The sequence below is a fragment of the Pseudomonas sp. LPB4.O genome (genome assembly GCF_038383825.1).
Classification (GTDB): Bacteria; Pseudomonadota; Gammaproteobacteria; order Pseudomonadales; family Pseudomonadaceae; genus Aquipseudomonas; species Aquipseudomonas putida.
In genome coordinates, this window is the sequence record NZ_CP151298.1 from 3,842,408 (window position 1) to 3,860,241 (window position 17,834).

The window sequence follows — 17,834 nt, forward strand, 5'->3', positions numbered from 1 at the left end:
AAAAGCTACAAAAATAAGGATGTGCACCACATGCATCAGCCCCATAGCGAGCCGCGTCGTTCCCTCTATTTCAACTATCAAGTCTTCCCCGCCCATACGGCCAGCGTCGGGGCCGCCCGCGTTGAACGCAAACCTGTAGTGGTGGTAGGCGCCGGCCCGATCGGCCTGACCACTGCCCTGGACCTTGCCCGTCATGGCATAGCCTGCGTGGTACTGGCGGCGGAACGGCAAGTGAGCGAGGGCAGCCGGGCGATCGTGTTCACCCGTCGCTCGATGGAAATCCTGCAGCAGGTAGGTGTCGCCGAGCGGGTCTGCGAGCTTGGCTTGCCGTGGAGCTGTGGCAATTCGTTTTACCGCAACCAGCTGGTGTTTCGAATGGAAAACCCACACGACCCTGACGACCGCTACGCGCCCATGACCAACCTGCAACAACCCTGCCTGGAGCAGTTGCTGGTCGAGGCCGCCGAGGCTGATCCGTTGGTAGACCTGCGCTGGGGCAACCGCGTAAACGGCCTGGCGCAGCATGAAGACTTCGCCCGGCTGAGCATCGATACCCCAGCCGGTAGCTATGAGCTGGACGCTGACTGGGTAGTAGCGGCGGACGGTGCCCGCTCGACACTGCGCACCCTGCTGGCGCTGAAACTGGAGGGTACCGCCTACGAAGGGCGCTTCGTGATTGCTGATATCAAGATCGACCTGGGCCTGCCCACCGAGCGCCTGGCCTATTTCGACCCGGACTGGAACCCGGGCAACACGGTATTGATGCACCGCGAACCAGGTGATATCTGGCGAATCGACTACCAACTGCCCGCAAACGAAACCCCGGAACAGGCGCTGCAGCCGGAGTCACTGCGCGAACGCATCAATGCCCAGCTACACATGCTTGGCGTTAAAGACCCACAGTGGGAAATGGACTGGAGCTCGGTCTATTCCACCCGGGCGCTGACCCTGCCGAATTACATCCACAAGCGCGTGATATTTGCCGGGGACGCGGCACACCTGTTGCCGATTTTCGGCGTGCGTGGCGCCAATACCGGGTTCCAGGACTGCCATGGCCTGGTGTGGAAACTGGCCCTCACCCACAAGGGTTTGGCAGGCCCCAAGCTGCTGCCGTCCTATTCCACCGAACGCGTCAGTGCGGCGCGGGAAATCATCGGCGAGGCCGGCAAGAGCACCCGGTTCATGGCGCCACCCACTGCGGGTTACCGCCTGGTACGCGATGCGGTGTTGTCGCTGTCGCTGACCCAGGCATTCGTCCGCCCGTTGTACCACTGGCGCACCTCGCGGCCACACGACTACGCGGACTCGGTGCTCAACTGTGCAACTGACGACAATGAGCATTTCACTGCCGGCCCGCGCAACGGCGCCCCGCTGCTGAACATCAGGCTGGCCGAAGACGACTACCTGTTCGACCACTTGGGTGCCTGCTTCTACCTGCTTTATTTCACCGACAGTGACTGCATCCCAAGTGACGTGATCGAGCAGGCGACTGCCATTCGCAGCAGCGGCGTGCCCTTGCAGATCATCGCGATTGCGCAAAACGCCCAGGCCATCATCACCGGGGCAGACCAACTGATCGACGACACCACCGGCCGCATCGCCGCCAAGTATGGCATCCCCCGAAATGGCGCTTACTTGGTGCGCCCAGACCAGCACATCTGCGCCCGCTGGCTGCAGGTATCGGCCGCACAACTGCAATCCGCCATCGACACTGCCTTGGGCAAGCACTGAGAGGAAGCGCCATGAACACCCTGACCGCAACAGACCTGGAAGTGGTTTACGACATACTGGCAGACGCTTTGGACCAGGCCACACCGGCCAAGGCCGAGCTGTTCCTGACCAAGCTGGCGCTGCTCAGCGCCCATGCGCTTGGCGATGCCCAGGCCTTCACCGAACTTGCCCAGTGCGCGCTTCAAGACCTGTAGTACCTGCACTTGCCAATGCACCGGAGCCGGTGCCGCTGAAACCAATAATAATCAGGCGCCCACATGCATCAGAACACTGCCCCCATTACAACGATAAAAACCGCCAGCAGTCCCCAGCAAACTGTGATGCGCAAAGTGTCCAGGCGCCTGCTCGGCTTTCTGTTCCTGTGCTTTGTGCTGTCGTTTCTCGACCGGATCAACATCGGCTTTGCCGGCCTGACCATGATGGGTGACCTGGGCCTGAGCAGTACCCAGTTCGGCATGGCCACCACGCTGTTCTACATCGCCTATATCGCCTGTGGTATCCCCAGCAACATGGCCTTGGCCAAGGTTGGTGCACGCAAATGGATCGGCAGCCTGATGATCGCCTGGGGGCTGGCCTCGACCGCGACGTTGTTCGCGACCGATGCCAGCAGCCTGTACCTGCTGCGGATTCTGGTCGGTATCACGGAGGCAGGCTTTCTGCCCGGTGTGCTGCTGTACCTGACGTTCTGGTTCCCGGCGGCCTATCGGGCACGGGCCAACGCTTTGTTCATGATCGCGATGCCGTTTACCGCAGGCTTCGGGTCGGCGCTTTCGGGGCTGATACTGGGCCTGGATGGCGTGTGGGGCTTGCACGGTTGGCAGTGGCTGTTTCTGCTGGAGGGCATGCCTTCGGTGATCATGGGCTTCGTGGTGTTCGGCTACCTGAACGACACGCCGCAGCAGGCCCGCTGGCTGAGCCGCGAAGACAAGCAACATCTGCAGCATGCCCTGGCCGCAGACACCCCACCTTCCAACCGCACAACAGGGGACGGCCCCGGCAGCCTGCTGCGCGAAATGCTCTCACCCACGGTGCTGATGTTCAGCCTGGTGTATTTCTGCCTGGTCAACACGCTGGCCATGATCGCCGTGTGGACGCCGCTGATCATCAAGAGCATCAGTGCCGCCGACAGCAGCAACAGCACCATTGGCTTTCTGGCGATGATTCCGCAGGTGTGCACCATCATCGGCATGGTGGTATGGGGGCTGCATTCCGACCGCAGCCAGGAACGCAAATGGCACCTGGTGTTGCCCATGCTAATGGCCGCTGCCGGCTGGATGTTTGCCGCTTATGCCGGTAACCCGATGGTGCAACTGTGCGGCATCTGCATGGCGGCCACGGGGTCGTACACCGCCATGTCGATATTCTGGACTACCCCGGACCAGGCGCTGACGTTCAAGGCGCGCGCCATTGGCATTGCGGTGATCAACGCCTTCGGCAATACAGGTTCGGCGCTGAACCCGCTGGTGGTTGGCTGGTTGAAAGACCTGACCCAAAGTTTCACGGCCGGGATTCTCTATGCCGCAGTGCTGTTGGTGATAGGCGCGTTGCTGACCTTCATGCTGCCCCTGCCCTCGCCCGCATCAGTTCCAAAGCATGCACAAAAGCTGTAGCCGGCGGTTGGCCGCCTCGATAAATCCGAGCCTTACGCAAAACCTGTGGGAGCGGGTTCACCCGCGAAGAATTCAACGCGGTGGATGGCACCGGCGCTGCCGGTGTTCGCGGGCGCGCCCGCTCCCACATGCCTGCGACCCGAGAGCCCGTCAGTGGACAGTTTTATGATTATCCAATGGCTCATTTAGAGACGTTTCCTACAAGGTTTTAGGACGCCCCAGGAACCTCCGGCAAGCGATTCCTCGTTAGTGTTCAGGGACCATCACAGTCCCTTTCAACGCGAGGTCGTTTTTGACAATCAGCCAACGTATCGCCATTGCGGCAGCCGAAGCCGGGCTCCCTTCTGACCAGTGCATGTCTTGCGAACGCCAGGGCCTGCCGATCCTGCCGCTACGTCGCGCCCTGGTGCCGGATGCGCGCCCAGGTTGCGTCACCACCGTCGCCGGTAGCCTGCACGTTACAGCCAAGATGGGCCTGCGCACCTTGCGCATGGGTTACCTATATGTACTGCTCGATCAGCAGGTCTGGCATGCCTACGAAGTCAGCGAACAGGGCCACCTGCGCCGCTTCAACCCCTACGAACCGTCAGACGGCCTACCCGCGTCGCTGCCCGAAAAGTGCGTGAATGAGAACCACGACATTCCTTCATCCTTCCTGAACATCGATACCGACCGGTATGGCACAGCCTGGCTGGCCTTCTCCAGCGATGCCTGGCCGGTCAGCGTGCTGAATGCCTACAAGAAGGGCCAGGCACCTGCACATCGCTTCGAGGGGGTTGACCTGACCCAGGCGCGTAACAACCCAGAATTACTGGGCATTGCCATGACGCCCGACAACCTGCAGGTCGACAAGGATGTGTTCGAGTACGCCCAGCATGGGTGCTCGCCGTTTGACAGTGCGCATGGGTTTCACACTCGCAAGCTGCGTAGGTTTGCCTTGAAGGGGTACCTGGTCAACGCGATGAACCGGCACAAGCTGGAGAACGGCGTGCTGGCGGTGGTGCTCGACGATACCGTTGGCCTGATTCAGGAATTCAACCATCAGCGGTTGAACTGGGTGGTGAAGCGCCAGGTCTGGCGTGAAGACCCCATGCGTGCCTACCAGTTGCAGACCTCGCAGATCCTGCAGGCCATTCGTGCCACGCACCGGGAGTGGGCGGCGCAGAAGGTGCCTTCGCTGGAACCGATGACCGGCGATGGGCCACCGGTCTTCGTCGACCCGGCAGTGGAACGTCAACGGTTGGTAGAACGAGCCCAGCTGGAAAGTGACGAGCGTCTTGAAGAGCGCTACCACGAACCGAAGCGAGCGGCGTTCCAGGCCGAGTATGACCAGCAGGAAGCCGAGTTCCAGCGCTACATCGATAAGGACGCCCATGCTTATACCGCGCTGTTCGACACGCCCATGTTCAAGGTGGCCGAGCAATACGACTACGACGGCGATCATCGTGAGTCTGGCGTGGCGTATGCCAAGACCATGGCCTTATGCCTAGGTGGCGGTATTACCGAGGCGGTGGCGTCCGATGTGAGTCCCGCTGCCGGCACCACCGAAACGCTCTGGCAGAAATGGCTACAGGATCCTGATAGCCCTCCCTATCGCGCGTTGTTGATGCGTGACCGTGCGTTGTTGGCCGGACTGCTTCCCAGCTTTTCCGACGTCACCAACTGGAATGACAGCGACAAGCTCTACGGCATGCTGAGCAAGATCATTGCGAGCGACGATGCCGGCTTGCGCATGCGCAATACCTTGAAGCAGGCCATTGCCGAAACCCAGGGCGCGCTCAACGCGGCGAGCCAACGCCTTGCGCCCAATTTGCCACCTGGTATTCAGACCGCCGTGCGGCATCTGAACAGTGCAACCCAGTTCCTTTACAACGGCGTGCACCTGATCGAGCTGGAAGTGAAGATGAAGCTGGGCGAGTACTACGCCCTGCAGAGTGCTCATCTACGCGAATTGCAGCACAAGGCCAATGCCTCGATTGCCGAGGCCAGGGACCGGATGCCTCGCACCATCGCTGACAGCGACATTCATTCGACCAAGGCCTGGAACAAGGTGCGGCCGATCATTCAGCACGGGCTGATGAGCCTGGCAGTGCTCGACCCGCGGTTTACCAACACCATGATCAGTGTGTCGGTGTGGGTCGAGGGTACTGCGGCGGACGTGCAGGGTCGGTTGTTTGAGGAAGCCAGTATGAAGGTGACCCAGGCGAGCAGCTTGGCGCAGCGTACCTTGGTGGAGGTCTCGGTCGCGGCGGGGACGCTCGAGTCGAATGCGCGAAAGGTGTTGCAGGGCATGCGTATCACTTCGCAGCAGGCGGCGCAGTTGGTGCGAACCGGCTTTCGCGGATTGCGGGGTGTGGCTGGAAGCTGGGAAGTACTGCTGGCGATTGGAGGCCTGTACTTGCAATACGACAGCCTGAGCAGAAACCTGGAGAAGACGGAAGCCGAGATCGGGCCTAGGGCGCATGAGGCCAAGCTGGCGTTGCAGGGTTCGCAATTGGGAATATTGGGCGGTCAGATCGAGTTGGTTGGGCTAGTCATGAGGTCCAGTACCGCTTTAATTAAGACGTCATGGGGGGCAGGCACTGGAGCTTCACTGATAAGGTTCGGAGCTTTGCTAAGTGCTGTAGCTGGCATTTTCGATGTTGCGCAATCGATTTCTGCGACCAAACGTACCTCGGCGGCGGGCGACGTTATCGCTAGTAGACAGCATGCCGTGGCTGGTTTGTTCTATGGTGCTGGCGCAGGGGCGTTTACCCTGGCAGTCGCACAACCTTATCTGATAGGCCCATTAGGTGCGGCTATTATCTTGACGCTCATTGCGTATTCATTCAGCAAACGAGCTGAAACAAATGATTCTCACAGTTTCGAACGCTGGGTGAAACGGTGCTATTTCGGGAAGGCCAATGAGAATCCACGTATACATTGGGATACTCCTGAGTGGGCAGACATAGCGTTTGCTGAGCTAAATGCGGCAACCTTGGGGCTGCATGCAAAGCTGAATTTTGAGTCAACCCTAGCGACCAATCAAGCCGCACCTAAATTGGGCGGATTAATAAACTTGACTGTAGAGCACAAAATAAAGTTTCGAATAATTTTACCTAAATACAGTGAGGTGCGCTCCGCCTACCTCTGGAGTTTAACCGTCCATCGCATGGGTGATGGTGAATTCCCTGATTTTGACGGCGGGGAAGTGATTGCGTCAGGGGAATATAATGTTGCAGATTTAAAGCCTTTATCTGAAGCAGCGAAAACCTCTTATTATGCACCACCACGCTTCCCCGATTACACGCCCGATTTTAATTTACAAACAAAACTGCATGGCTCTGCAGATAATGCGGATATTTCCCTTCTAGAAAATGTTGCCGTGATAGAGCTTGCGCCAGCCATTGGAAGACACAGTATAGTCGCAGCCACCCTACGCGTGGCGTACTGGCCAGATCGAGAGATAGCAAGTGCGCTTTTAGAGAGCTGTATTCGGGAGGTGAACGAGTGAGAAACAGCGGTAAAATTCTGTGGGCTCGAGCAATAGGCTGGAGCCATGACCTGCCTCATGTTGATCAAACTCCGACCTTGCAGTATGACGCGAATGAATTAACCCCACCTCCCAACTACTGCGATGAAGCATATTTGGAACTGCCAAGAGCTACGGTGAATTTGCGTGGCATAGGCGTTTTGATTGGGACTGTCACGCTTCTGTTCTGCTGTGGAATTGCGCTATTTTTGTACCGGAGCTTTATTGTAGATGGCTGGCAAGGTGATTGGGCGATGAATGCATTCTTGGTACTTAGCCCTCCTGCTGCCGCGTGGGCTTTGTTTCCTTACATAAAACTGGACGTTGTTCTTCCTAGAGATGAGCCTATTCGCTTTAATCGCTTGCGTCGGAAAGTCTATTTTTACCAGTACCGCTTCGACCGCATCTTCATCTTCAGCCGTAAACGCTGGGGTGTCCAACCCGTCGCCTACAACTGGGACGACGTCACCGCCGAGGTCTACCGAATCTACGCCCCTGGCCATGGTGGCCTGATCGAAAACGTCATGCTGTCAGTCCGCAATCCTGAGACTGACGAAGTCATTGATCGTGTCTTCTTCACTCATACCCTGCATGAGGGCGAGGCGTACTGGGCCATTGCCCGGCTCTTCATGCAGCAAGGCCCGGAAGCCCTGCCCAAGTTCGTGCACCCACCCCGCGACTGGAACGATGACGATGGCCTGAGCCACATGCATTGCCTGGCGCCGAAAGTACAGTGGCCGACGGAAATCGACCTTGAGTCACGCACTGCGCCAGCAACGGATGAGGTCTGCTGAAAACTACCGCACTCGGTGCTGGCGATTCGGCCAAGATCAGTAGGACGAGACAGCGCGCTGGATGGCACCGGCTTTGCCGGTGTTCGCGGGTGAACCCGCGAAGGGGCCGGTCCCCTCGCAATGCGGAACGCGCACAGTTCAATGCCTCATGCGCTGGCTGACACTGGTCGCGGTGTACGTACACCCCACAGCCAGTAGCCCAAAGACAGAAGGACCAACCAGCCAACCCCGACATACAGGGCTGTGCGGCTGGCCGGGAACCAACCGAGCACGCCAAAGATGAACACCATGAACGCAATCGCGCAAGCCGGCCCTACTGGCCACAGCGGCACCCGATAGCCCAGTGCAGCAACTTCCTCCTTACTCATGCCGCGCCGCATGGCCACCTGCGACAGCAGGATCATCAACCAGACCCAGACAATGGAGAAAGTGACCACCGCGGCAAGCACCAGGAACAAGTCTTCTGGCACCAGGTAATTCAATACCACGCCCAACAGCAGAGCGACGCCCATCACTGCAACCGTCATCCACGGCACACCGAAACGCGACAATGATGCAAATCCGCCAGGGGCTTGGCCGTTTTGAGCCATGCCGTACATCATTCGCCCGGCGCTGAATATGTCGCTATTGATGGCTGATACCGCAGCGGAAATTACCACGATGTTCAACACGGTTGCCGCTGAGCTGATGCCAAGGCCACTGAAGATCTGAACGAATGGGCTACCGTGGCTGCCAATGCTGGTCCAGGGATAAATGGCCATGAGCACGAACAGGGTGAGGATATAGAACAGCAGAATGCGCAGAGGCACCGAGTTGATGGCCTTAGGCAGCACGCGCTTCGGGTCCTTTGCCTCGCCTGCGGTAATGCCGATCATTTCGACCCCGCCAAAAGCGAACATCACAACGGTGAACGAAGCAATCATCCCACCGATGCCATTAGGGAAGAACCCGCCGTGGCTCCACAGGTTCGAGATGCCGGCAACAGTGCCTGCCTCGTCGTTCAGCTGGATGCCCAACAGCAGCACGGCCCCGCCTGCCACAATCATGGCAACGATAGCGGTCACCTTCAGCAACGACAGCCAGAACTCCATCTCGCCGAACACTTTCACGCTACACAGGTTCAGCGCCCCGATGAAGAACACTATTCCAAGCACCCAGATCCAGGCGGGTGTTTCGGGGAACCACAGCCCCATGTAGACGCCAAACGCCGTCACGTCTGCCAGGCACACCACCAACATGGAGAACGCGTAGCTCCAACCAGTCAGAAAGCCAAAATAGCGGCCCAGGTATTGGCTGGCATAGTGGCCGAACGAGCCTGACACCGGGTTATGAACTGCCATTTCGCCAAGGGCGCGCATCATCATGTAAATGGCGGCACCCCCTATCAAATAGGCGAGCAACACTGATGGCCCTGCCAGTTTTATTGCCGATGCCGAGCCATAGAACAGCCCCGTACCGATAGCAGAACCTAATGCCATGAAGCGAATATGCCGGGTAGAGAGACCCCGCTTCAGCTGTTGTGAAGATTGAGCGCTCATAGATACCTTCTTGATTTTATTATCAGGTCCGCACAACGCAGATGCTGTGCGTTTTAATCAGGCACGCATTTATTCAATCATCAAGCTCTTGGCCACAGCACCGGGAACAACTCATGGTTCATCTGGGCACCGCTGGCCAATTGTGTTTCGAGCCCGGGAAACTGCGGTGAAGTTTTCCACTGGCGCGGTGCGTGAGTGATGTCGTCGCCCAGGAAACGCACCGAGAAGGCACGGCGCCGGCGGTTGCCCCCGACACCTCCAGAAGCGTGCAAGGTCAGCATGTGGAAGAACACCGCGTCGCCTGGGGAAAGCTCCCAGCCGAGGATGTGCCAGGCGCTGCGGTCGGCCTCGATATCCGGCAAGTCGGCCAGGCTGCCTTCCGGGAACCATTGCGCCTGGCTGTCGAGGAAGCTGCGCGGCATCAGCCACGGCCCCAGGTGCGAGCCCCCTACAAACTCCAGGGTGGATTCCCTTGCGACGGGGTCGATAGGCATCCACATGCTGCAGTTCTGGCGCCCATCGATGTTGTAGTACGGCTGGTCCTGGTGCCAAGGCGTGCGCTGGCGCGTGTTGGGCTCCTTGACCAGCAGATGATCGTGATAAAGCCGGGCTGTTTCGCTGTTCATGAGTTGAGCGGCAACGCTACCCACCCGGCTCTCGAAGATGAACTGGCGATAGGCAGCGATATCGCCCCAGTTGCAGAAGTCTTCGAAGAACCAACCTGGGTCGTCGGGGCGGCTCGCCACTTTGGCGCGCTCGCTGGGGGTTTTCAGGTTCTGTTCGATGCCGGTTTCGAGCAGTGCAACTTCCTCCGGCGTGAACAGATTACGTACGCAGACAGCACCATCACGCTGGAAAGCTTCGATGGTTTCTTCGCTGAGTTGAAATTCGGCGGACTGTTTCATAAAGCACCCTTTGGTCTTTTTATTGGGCAACAGCACCACTGCCAGAAGTTAAGCGGGACAAGCATGGTGCACGGCGAGTATTGCGTTTCGGCACCAATAGGAAAAGAATATATTTCCTAATCCGGAGTATAGGAAAAAATGATAGGTTTCTCGTTCCGGCAGTTAGAGTACTTCGTCGCCGTGGCCGAACACGGCAGCATCAGCGCTGCGGCGAGAGCCCGCCACGTTTCACAGCCGTCGGTATCGGTCGCTATTGCCCAACTTGAAGAGGCGCTGAATGAGCGGCTATTCCGGCGCCAGGTCAGCCGAGGGCTGGAGCTGACGTCAGCGGGCACGCGATTGCTCGCACAGGCCCGCGATATCATTGGCATGGCCATCGCCATGAATCAGAACGCCGATACAGCGCAAGGCTCGCTGCGCGGCAACCTGTCGCTTATCTGCTTTCAAGACTTAGGCCCATACTTCGCACCCCGGCTGCTATCGAGCTTTCGCAAGCAGTACCCCGATGTCGAGGTAACGCTGTTCGAAACGGACCTGGCAGGCGTGCACCGCCACCTGAGCGCCGGTAAAGCAGAGCTTGCGCTTACTTACGACATCGGCCTTGATCCCTCGCTGCCGCGCCAGGTACTGGCGGAGTTGAAACCCTACGCGCTCATCGCTACGGACCATCGCCTGGCCCACCTGGCAGCGATACCGCTGCATGAACTGGCCCAGGAATGCCTGATTCTTGAGGACATCGCACAAACGCGTGAGTATTTCCTTTCACTGTTTTGGGCGCACAACCTGCAACCGCGCACCCAGCAATACACCCAGACCTTCGAGATGCAACGCGGTCTGGTCGCGCATGGCTACGGGGTTGCCCTGTCGTGCACCCGCCCAGCCGGCGACCACTGCTATGACGGTACACCGCTGCTGTGCCGGCCATTACTGGAAGAGGTGTCACCACAAAAAGTGGTGCTGGCCCAGTCAGGCGCCATGCACCCGTCGCCGGTAGCGGAGGCGTTCAAGGGCTGGGTGACTCAGGACATAGCAGGCTCCGTTACCCGCGAGCCCGCCCACTGATCAAAACACCGACCACCCGATCCGTGAACTCAGCAACTCCAGCGCCGCCATGCCCGCGAGGGAGTTGCCCGCAGCATTCAACTCGGGGGACCAAACGCATACGGTAAATTGCCCCGGCACGATTGCCACGATGCCGCCACCCACGCCACTCTTGCCTGGTAACCCCACTCGGTAGGCGAAATTACCGGCTTCGTCATACAGCCCGCTGGTGGCCATGATCGAGTTCACCTGCTGGGCCTGGCGCCGGGTGAGGATTTGCTCTTCGCTGTGCTTGCAAAACCCGTCGTTGGCCAGGAAGCAGAATGCCCGGGCCAAGTCCAGGCAGTTCATTTGTAGCGCGCAGTAACTGAAGTAACTGCGCAGCACCGGCTCGACTTCGTTATGGAAGTTACCAAAAGACTGCATCAGGTAAGCCATGGCAGCGTTACGCGCGCGGAACTGATATTCCGAATCGGCGACACGGGCATCGATCGAAATGTGAGGGTTGCCCGAAAGACGTCGAACAAAATCACGCATCGACAACGTGGGTGCTGCGAAGCGTGACTGGTTGATATCGCAGATCACCAACGCCCCCGCATTGATAAACGGGTTGCGCGGGCGCCCGCGCTCGAACTCCAGCTGCACCAGCGAATTGAACGGCTGGCCTGAAGGCTCATGGCCAAGCCGCTCCCAAATGGCTTCACCTGAGTGGCCTATTGCCTGAACCAGGCTGAACACCTTGGAAATACTCTGCACCGAAAAAGGCACGCTTGCATCGCCTGCACAGTAATGGCTGCCATCGTTGCTATAGACCGCGATGCCCAACTGCTGCGCCGGTACGTCGGCCAGCGCTGGGATGTAGTCAGCCACTTTGCCCTTGCCGATCAAGGGGCGTACTTCTTCAAGAATCTCGTTCAACAGCGTTTGCATGAAAGGCCCTGGCTCAATCCCCTTCAGACGTCGGTAAGGGGTCGCATGCTTGACGAAGACTGAGCGGCATAGATCACACATTCGGCAAGAAACGCATGTGCGCCATACAGCCCACTGTGTGCACAGCGTCACGTTCCGCAAGCCACTAGCACATGCGTACTATTCTCAGCGCGGCAAGGGCTTGCCGATACTCCCAGCGTTAATCCGTTGCACATATGGAACGCCATTGCCCTCAGGGCTGGCAGCCACTTGCGTGGCATCTAATGGAGTATCTGGAGTCGCTATGAATCCCCTTTTCCGACTATCCCCGCTGACGTTCGCGATCAGCCTCGCCCTGCTGCCGAGCGCTCAAGCAGCTGACTACATCCTCGACAGTGGCGAGGACACCTTCAGCAGTGACCGCGCCTACGATGGCACGGTGTCGCTGCGCCCCGGCAACGGCGTGCCCGCCAGCCTGACCATCAACAACGGCGCCGAACTCACCAGCAAGGGTGGGCGGATCGGTGGCTCGCTCACCAACAACGAAGCCAGTACGGCCATGGCGACTGTCACGGTCCAGGGCCCTGGTACGCGCTGGGTGGTGCCCCGTACCACTGCCGTGCTGGGTAACACCATCGTGGTCGGCGGCGCCGGCCAGGGCACGCTCAACGTGCTCGACGGCGGCCAGGTATCGGTGCGCGACCTGCAGCTCAGCGACAACGGCAACGCCGGCAATGCGCTGTCCCGGGCGAACCTGGTGGTCAGTGGCCAGGGTGCGAAGGTGGACGCAGTCAACGTGACTTCTGGCGGCGTATTCCTTTACGACTCGCGCATTGCCCTGCGCGATGGCGGGCAGCTTGCCAGCGAACGTGTGGCCATCAACTCGATCAGCGACCTGTCCGGCGCCAACACCCGCTGGGACAACACCGGCACCTTCCGCAACCGCAACGACCTCAGCCTGAGCAACGGTGCGGTGCTGACCAGTGACTCGATGGAGCTGGGCTCGGCCAACCTGAACCGCAACACCGTGGTGAGCGTGTCCGGCGAAGGCACGCGCCTGGCCACCCGCGCACTGACCTTGGGCACCACCACTTCGAGCACCAACCTGGTATTGGGCAATGGCGCCGAGCTGAGCAGTACCGAAGGCATCGACATCAGCGTGCTGACCAGCATCAACTCGGCCGCACGCGGCACCCTCAGCATCGGGGGCGGGGTTGTACGAGACGATAGCCGCACCGATATCGACGCCCTCACGGCCAGCGCCGCACAGGCCGCCGGCCGCCTGGACCCGCAAACGGCAATCCGCTTCGGCGCCGGTAGCGGAGCGCTGGCGTTCAACCACACCGACAGCGACCTGCAACTGAGCAACAGCATCAGCGGTGCGGGCCGCGTTTACGCCTTCAGCGGCAACACCACCCTGAGCGGCGACCTGACCGGGATGTCCGGCAGCACGGTGGTGCGCGGCGGGCGTTTGGTGCTGGCCGGCGATGTCGACCAGACCAACCCACGCGGCACCTCGCTGCTGAGCGTCGGCAACGGCACCCTGGTGGTCAACGGCACCGTGGGCCACACCGACGCCTCGGGCAACTACAGCAACCGCGCCCAGGTGCTGGCCGGTGGCGTGCTGGCCGGTAACGGCCAGGTCGGCACCACCCATGTGGCCTCGGGCGGTACCCTCTCGCCGGGTGAAGGCGCGTTGGGCACCCTGTCGATCAAGGGCGACCTGGACATGGCCGACGGCTCGCGCTACGCCGCAGACATCGCCGGCAATGGCGGCGCCGACCGCGTAAACGTCAGCGGCAGCGCGACCCTGCGTGGCACACGGGTCGATGTCACCACGCTCAACGACGCGCAAAGCTACCAGACCGGGCAAACCTATACGCTGTTGGCGGCCCAGGGCGGTGTAGTGGACGGTGCGGCTGCCGGCACGGCCTATGCCCAGGCCTTCACCAACTCGGCGTTTCTCAACGTCAGCCTGCAGCGCACAGCCAACGAACTGAACCTGACCATCGCGCAGAAGACCACTCCCCCTGTTGAGCCACCGGTTGAGCCACCGGTTGAACCACCGGTTGAACCACCGGTTGAACCACCCGTGGAGCCGCCCGTAGAACCACCGGTGACGCCTCCGGTGGAACCGCCTGTCGAGCCGCCTGTACAACCACCGGTACAGCCCCCGGTCGAGCCGCCCGTACAGCCGCCCGTACAGCCCCCCGTACTCCCCCCGGTGCAGCCGCCAGAAACGGGCGGGCCTGGCACCCCCGGCATCTTCCAGACCGTGGCGCAAACCGAAAACCAGTGGCACACCGCAGGCGCACTAAGCGTGCTGCAGCAAAGCGGCGACCCGCTGCGCCTGTACAACAACCTGCTGGTGCTGGATGCCGACAGCGCGCGCAATGCCATCGACCAGCTCTCCGGTGACTACCACGCCAGCACCGGCACCGCGCTTATCGCCAACAGCCAGGTGGTTTCCGGCGTGCTGGGCACCCGCCTGCGCGACTTGTTCGACAGCACGAGCGTGCGCATGCCGTTGGGTGCTTCGAACCTCATGCCAACCACCCCTGAAGCGCAGGGCGGTGCCTGGGCGCAAACCTTCGGCAACTGGTCCAAGCTGGACGGCAACAACGGCGCTGGCGGCCTGCACCAGAGAACCGGCGGTGTACTGATTGGCGCCGATGGCAGCATCAACCCGGACTGGCGCGCCGGTGTTTACGGTGGCTACAGCCGCACCAAGTTCGATGCCGACGACCGCGATGCCAAGGGCCACAGCGACAACTACCACCTGGGCCTGTACACCGGTGCCCAACTCGATGCCCTGCGCCTGAGCGCAGACGTCGGCTACACCTGGCACAAGCTGGACAGCAAACGCAACGTGGCCTTCGCCGGGTTCAACGACCACCTGAAGGGCGAGCGCGACGCCAACACGTTGCAGGCCAGTGGCGAAGCGGCTTACCGCATCGGCCTGGGTGCGGTGGCGCTGGAGCCGTTCGTGGGCGTGGCCTACGTGAAGTACGACGCCGACAGCTTCCACGAAAAAGGCGGTGCGGCTGCCCTGGACGTGGCCAGTGAAAAGCAGGACACCTGGTTCTCGACCGTGGGCATGCGCGCTTCAACCCGCACCCGCGTGGCTGACCACGACACCCAGTTCTACGGTTCGCTGGGCTGGCGCCGCGCCTACGGCGACCTGGACCCAAGCAGCACCCAGGCCTTTGCCGGTGGCCCGGACTTCGCGGTGCAGGGCATCGCCCAGACGCGCAACGTGGCAATGACCGAAGTGGGTGCGAAAGTGCAACTGAACCGCCAGACTGAGGTGGGCCTGTCGTACCAGGGCCAGTTTGGTTCGGACGCCCGGTTCCATTCGGTCAATGCGGGTATCACGGTCCGCTTCTAAGCTGCTGCGGCAGAGCTGCGCAGGCAAGCCAGGGCCTACAGCACGGGATGCTGTGGTGCCCTGCCCTCAAGCACTGCCGCCAGTTCAGCCGCTGCGGTACGGGCCATCAACGCACGTGTCTCGACAGTGGCCGAGCCAATGTGCGGCAAGGCCACCACCTGGGGCAACGCCAGCAATGGCGAGCCCGCTGGCAGCGGCTCCCGCTCGTATACATCCAGCCCGGCCGCACGGATCTGCCCTTCGGCCAGCGCCTGTACCAGCGCGGCCTCGTCGACCACCGCGCCGCGGGCAATATTGACGAACACCGCATCCGCACGCATGGCGGCGAACTGCTCGCGGCCGAACAGGTGGTGGGTGTCTGCACTCAGCGGCACGCAGACGCAGACGAAGTCCGCCTCGGCCAGCAACTGCATCAGCGGCACACGCCGTGCCGCGAACTCCGCTTCATATACGGGCTTGGCGCTATTGCCGCTGTACAGCACCGGCATGCCAAAACCGAAGTGCGCGCGCCTGGCCACGGCCGCACCAATGCGGCCAAGGCCGACGATGCCCAAGGTCTTGCCGTGTACATCCAGGCCGAAGCGCGAAGCATCGATAGCGCACGTCCAGCCGCCGTCACGCACCAGTTGGCCCAGCTCACACGCCCGTCGCGCGGCCATCATCAACAGCATGAACCCGGTATCGGCGGTGGTTTCGGTCACTGCGTCGGGGGTGTTGGTCAGGCAAATACCGCGGTCGCGCAGATAGCCCAAAGGGTAGTTGTCGATGCCGGCAGACACGCTGGCAATCACCTTCAGCGCAGGCGCGTAGTCGAGCAGCGCGGCATCCAGCGGCAAGGTACTGCCGATCATTCCGTCGGCAGTGGCCAAGGCCGCCAGGAAGCTTTCGCGGTCAGCCAGCGGCTGGTCGAAACGCCGGAAGTGGTACCGCTTTTCAAGGTCGGCCAGCACCTCGGCGCTGGAAACAGGGCCGAAAGAAACGACACGTTGCATGCAACCTCCTCAGTGGGTGCGCGATTCAGATTGAGCCGCATACAAGCGGCGTGGCACGGCCCAGACAATCAACACCACCGCCAGCAGGCTGACCGCCGTCAACAGCCATAGTGCGGGGGTCGCCGAGCCGCTGAGTTCTCGGACTTTGCCCACCATGTAAGGGGCAATGATGCCGCCGAGCTGGCCAATCGAATTGATCAGCGCAATGCCGGCCGCAGCGGCCAACCCGGCCAAGTATTTAGGCGGCAAGGTCCAGAAGATCGGCATCCAGGCGATGATCCCGGTCATGACCAGGCTCATGCCCAGCATCAGCACCCAAAGCTGGGCGTTGAAACCGGCACAAAGGGCATAACCCACGGTGGTTATCGCTGCGCAACTCGCCATATGCCAGCGGCGCTCGCCGCGCAGGTCGGAGCTGCGGCCGATCAGCAGGTTGCCCACCACTGCCAGCAGATACGGGATCATCGTCAGCAGGCCGATATCCAGGGCATCGTCCACCCCGGCGTTACGAATCAGCTGAGGCATCCAGAAAAGCAAACCGGTCAGCGCCATGACCAGGCACAGGTAAATCGCCGACAGCGCCAGCGAAGCCGGCTCGCGCAAAATCGCCCTGATCGAGCTGCCACCACTGGGCTTGGGCTCGGCGTCCAGGCGCGCGCGCAGGTAGCGCTTCTCTTCGCCGTCGAGCCAGCGGGCATCTTCGATGCGGTCACTGACCAGCCAAAGTACCAGCAGGCCGAGCACCACCGAAGGCAGGCCTTCGAGCAAGAACAGCCACTGCCATCCGGCCAGGCCGCTTACCCCGTCGAAGTGACTGAGGATAAACCCGGCCAACGGACCGCCGACGATGCCACACAGGCAGATCGAGCTTTTGAAATAGGCGTTGATGCGCGCACGGCGATCGCTGGGGTACCACTGGGTGAAGAAGTACAGTACCCCCGGCACGAAGCCGGCTTCCATCACACCAATCAGAAAACGCAGCACGTAGAACCAGGTTTCGCTGGTGACGAACATCATTGCCGCCGAGGTCAAGCCCCAACTGACCATGATGCGGGCAATCCAGATACGCGCGCCGATGCGGTGCAGCAGCACATTGCTCGGTACCTCGAACAGGAAGTAGCCGACGAAGAACAGGCTCGCACCCAGGCCGTAGACAGCGTCACTGAAACCCAGCGCGCTTTGCATCTGCAGTTTGGCGAAGCTGATATTGACCCGGTCCAGATAGGCGAACAGAAAACACACGATGAACAACGGCACGATGCGCCAGCTGATCTTGCGAAACAGGCGATTATCCAATGAGTCCCACGCGACCTGGTCGGCGGGCAGGGAACGACTCGGCATGGCTGCAACCTCTTGTTGTTATTTTCTGGTGTCGGTCGGAAACCCGCCGGGGCATATCCGGCGGGCATACAGCG

12 protein-coding genes are annotated in these 17,834 nt (G+C 60.7%); 7 read left to right on the top strand and 5 right to left on the bottom strand.

Annotated features, from left to right (window positions below; translation table 11 throughout):
* Nucleotides 1-30: 30 nt before the first annotated feature.
* From MRBLPB4O_RS17280 to MRBLPB4O_RS17300, 5 genes are all read left to right on the top strand, one after another.
* Nucleotides 31-1,731 (top strand): FAD-dependent monooxygenase, encoded by a 1,701-nt coding sequence (locus tag MRBLPB4O_RS17280; protein ID WP_341796053.1) that lies wholly within the window; start codon nucleotides 31-33, stop codon nucleotides 1,729-1,731.
* 11 nt (nucleotides 1,732-1,742) lie between these two features.
* Nucleotides 1,743-1,925, top strand: coding sequence for a DUF2783 domain-containing protein (locus tag MRBLPB4O_RS17285; RefSeq protein WP_341796054.1), 183 nt, complete (start codon nucleotides 1,743-1,745; stop codon nucleotides 1,923-1,925).
* Between the two features lie 126 nt (nucleotides 1,926-2,051).
* Nucleotides 2,052-3,341, top strand: a complete 1,290-nt coding sequence (locus MRBLPB4O_RS17290; protein WP_341796055.1) for an MFS transporter — start codon at nucleotides 2,052-2,054, stop codon at nucleotides 3,339-3,341.
* A gap of 292 nt (nucleotides 3,342-3,633) precedes the next feature.
* Nucleotides 3,634-6,834: a T6SS effector BTH_I2691 family protein gene (locus tag MRBLPB4O_RS17295; RefSeq protein ID WP_341796056.1), complete on the top strand. Its 3,201-nt coding sequence runs from the start codon at nucleotides 3,634-3,636 to the stop codon at nucleotides 6,832-6,834.
* Nucleotides 6,835-7,106: 272 nt separating this feature from the next.
* Nucleotides 7,107-7,646, top strand: coding sequence for a DUF6708 domain-containing protein (locus MRBLPB4O_RS17300; protein ID WP_232251928.1), 540 nt, complete (start codon nucleotides 7,107-7,109; stop codon nucleotides 7,644-7,646).
* 146 nt (nucleotides 7,647-7,792) lie between these two features.
* Here MRBLPB4O_RS17300 and MRBLPB4O_RS17305 read toward each other — a convergent pair whose 3' ends face one another.
* Entirely contained in the window at nucleotides 7,793-9,184 is a 1,392-nt protein-coding gene (locus MRBLPB4O_RS17305) for an amino acid permease (RefSeq protein WP_341798904.1), read from the bottom strand.
* An 80-nt stretch (nucleotides 9,185-9,264) separates the two neighbouring features.
* Nucleotides 9,265-10,089 (bottom strand): phytanoyl-CoA dioxygenase family protein, encoded by an 825-nt coding sequence (locus MRBLPB4O_RS17310; protein ID WP_174370184.1) that lies wholly within the window; start codon nucleotides 10,087-10,089, stop codon nucleotides 9,265-9,267.
* A gap of 138 nt (nucleotides 10,090-10,227) precedes the next feature.
* Between MRBLPB4O_RS17310 and MRBLPB4O_RS17315 the strand changes: the two genes are divergently transcribed.
* Nucleotides 10,228-11,151 carry a LysR family transcriptional regulator gene (locus MRBLPB4O_RS17315; protein WP_341796057.1) on the top strand — a complete coding sequence of 308 codons (924 nt, stop codon included), beginning with the start codon at nucleotides 10,228-10,230 and terminating at the stop codon, nucleotides 11,149-11,151.
* Here the strand turns inward: MRBLPB4O_RS17315 and glsB are convergent, their stop codons facing one another.
* Entirely contained in the window at nucleotides 11,152-12,060 is a 909-nt protein-coding gene (gene glsB / locus MRBLPB4O_RS17320) for a glutaminase B (RefSeq protein ID WP_016499031.1), read from the bottom strand.
* Between the two features lie 283 nt (nucleotides 12,061-12,343).
* Here glsB and MRBLPB4O_RS17325 point away from each other — a divergent pair, with 283 nt between their 5' ends.
* Complete coding sequence (locus MRBLPB4O_RS17325; RefSeq protein WP_341796058.1) at nucleotides 12,344-15,427, top strand: autotransporter domain-containing protein; 3,084 nt, start codon at nucleotides 12,344-12,346, stop codon at nucleotides 15,425-15,427.
* 35 nt (nucleotides 15,428-15,462) lie between these two features.
* Here MRBLPB4O_RS17325 and MRBLPB4O_RS17330 read toward each other — a convergent pair whose 3' ends face one another.
* Together MRBLPB4O_RS17330 and MRBLPB4O_RS17335 are read right to left on the bottom strand one after the other, a co-directional pair.
* Nucleotides 15,463-16,419 (bottom strand): D-glycerate dehydrogenase, encoded by a 957-nt coding sequence (locus MRBLPB4O_RS17330; RefSeq protein ID WP_341796059.1) that lies wholly within the window; start codon nucleotides 16,417-16,419, stop codon nucleotides 15,463-15,465.
* Nucleotides 16,420-16,428: 9 nt separating this feature from the next.
* Entirely contained in the window at nucleotides 16,429-17,760 is a 1,332-nt protein-coding gene (locus MRBLPB4O_RS17335) for an MFS transporter (protein ID WP_341796060.1), read from the bottom strand.
* Between the last annotated feature and the right edge of the window lie 74 nt (nucleotides 17,761-17,834).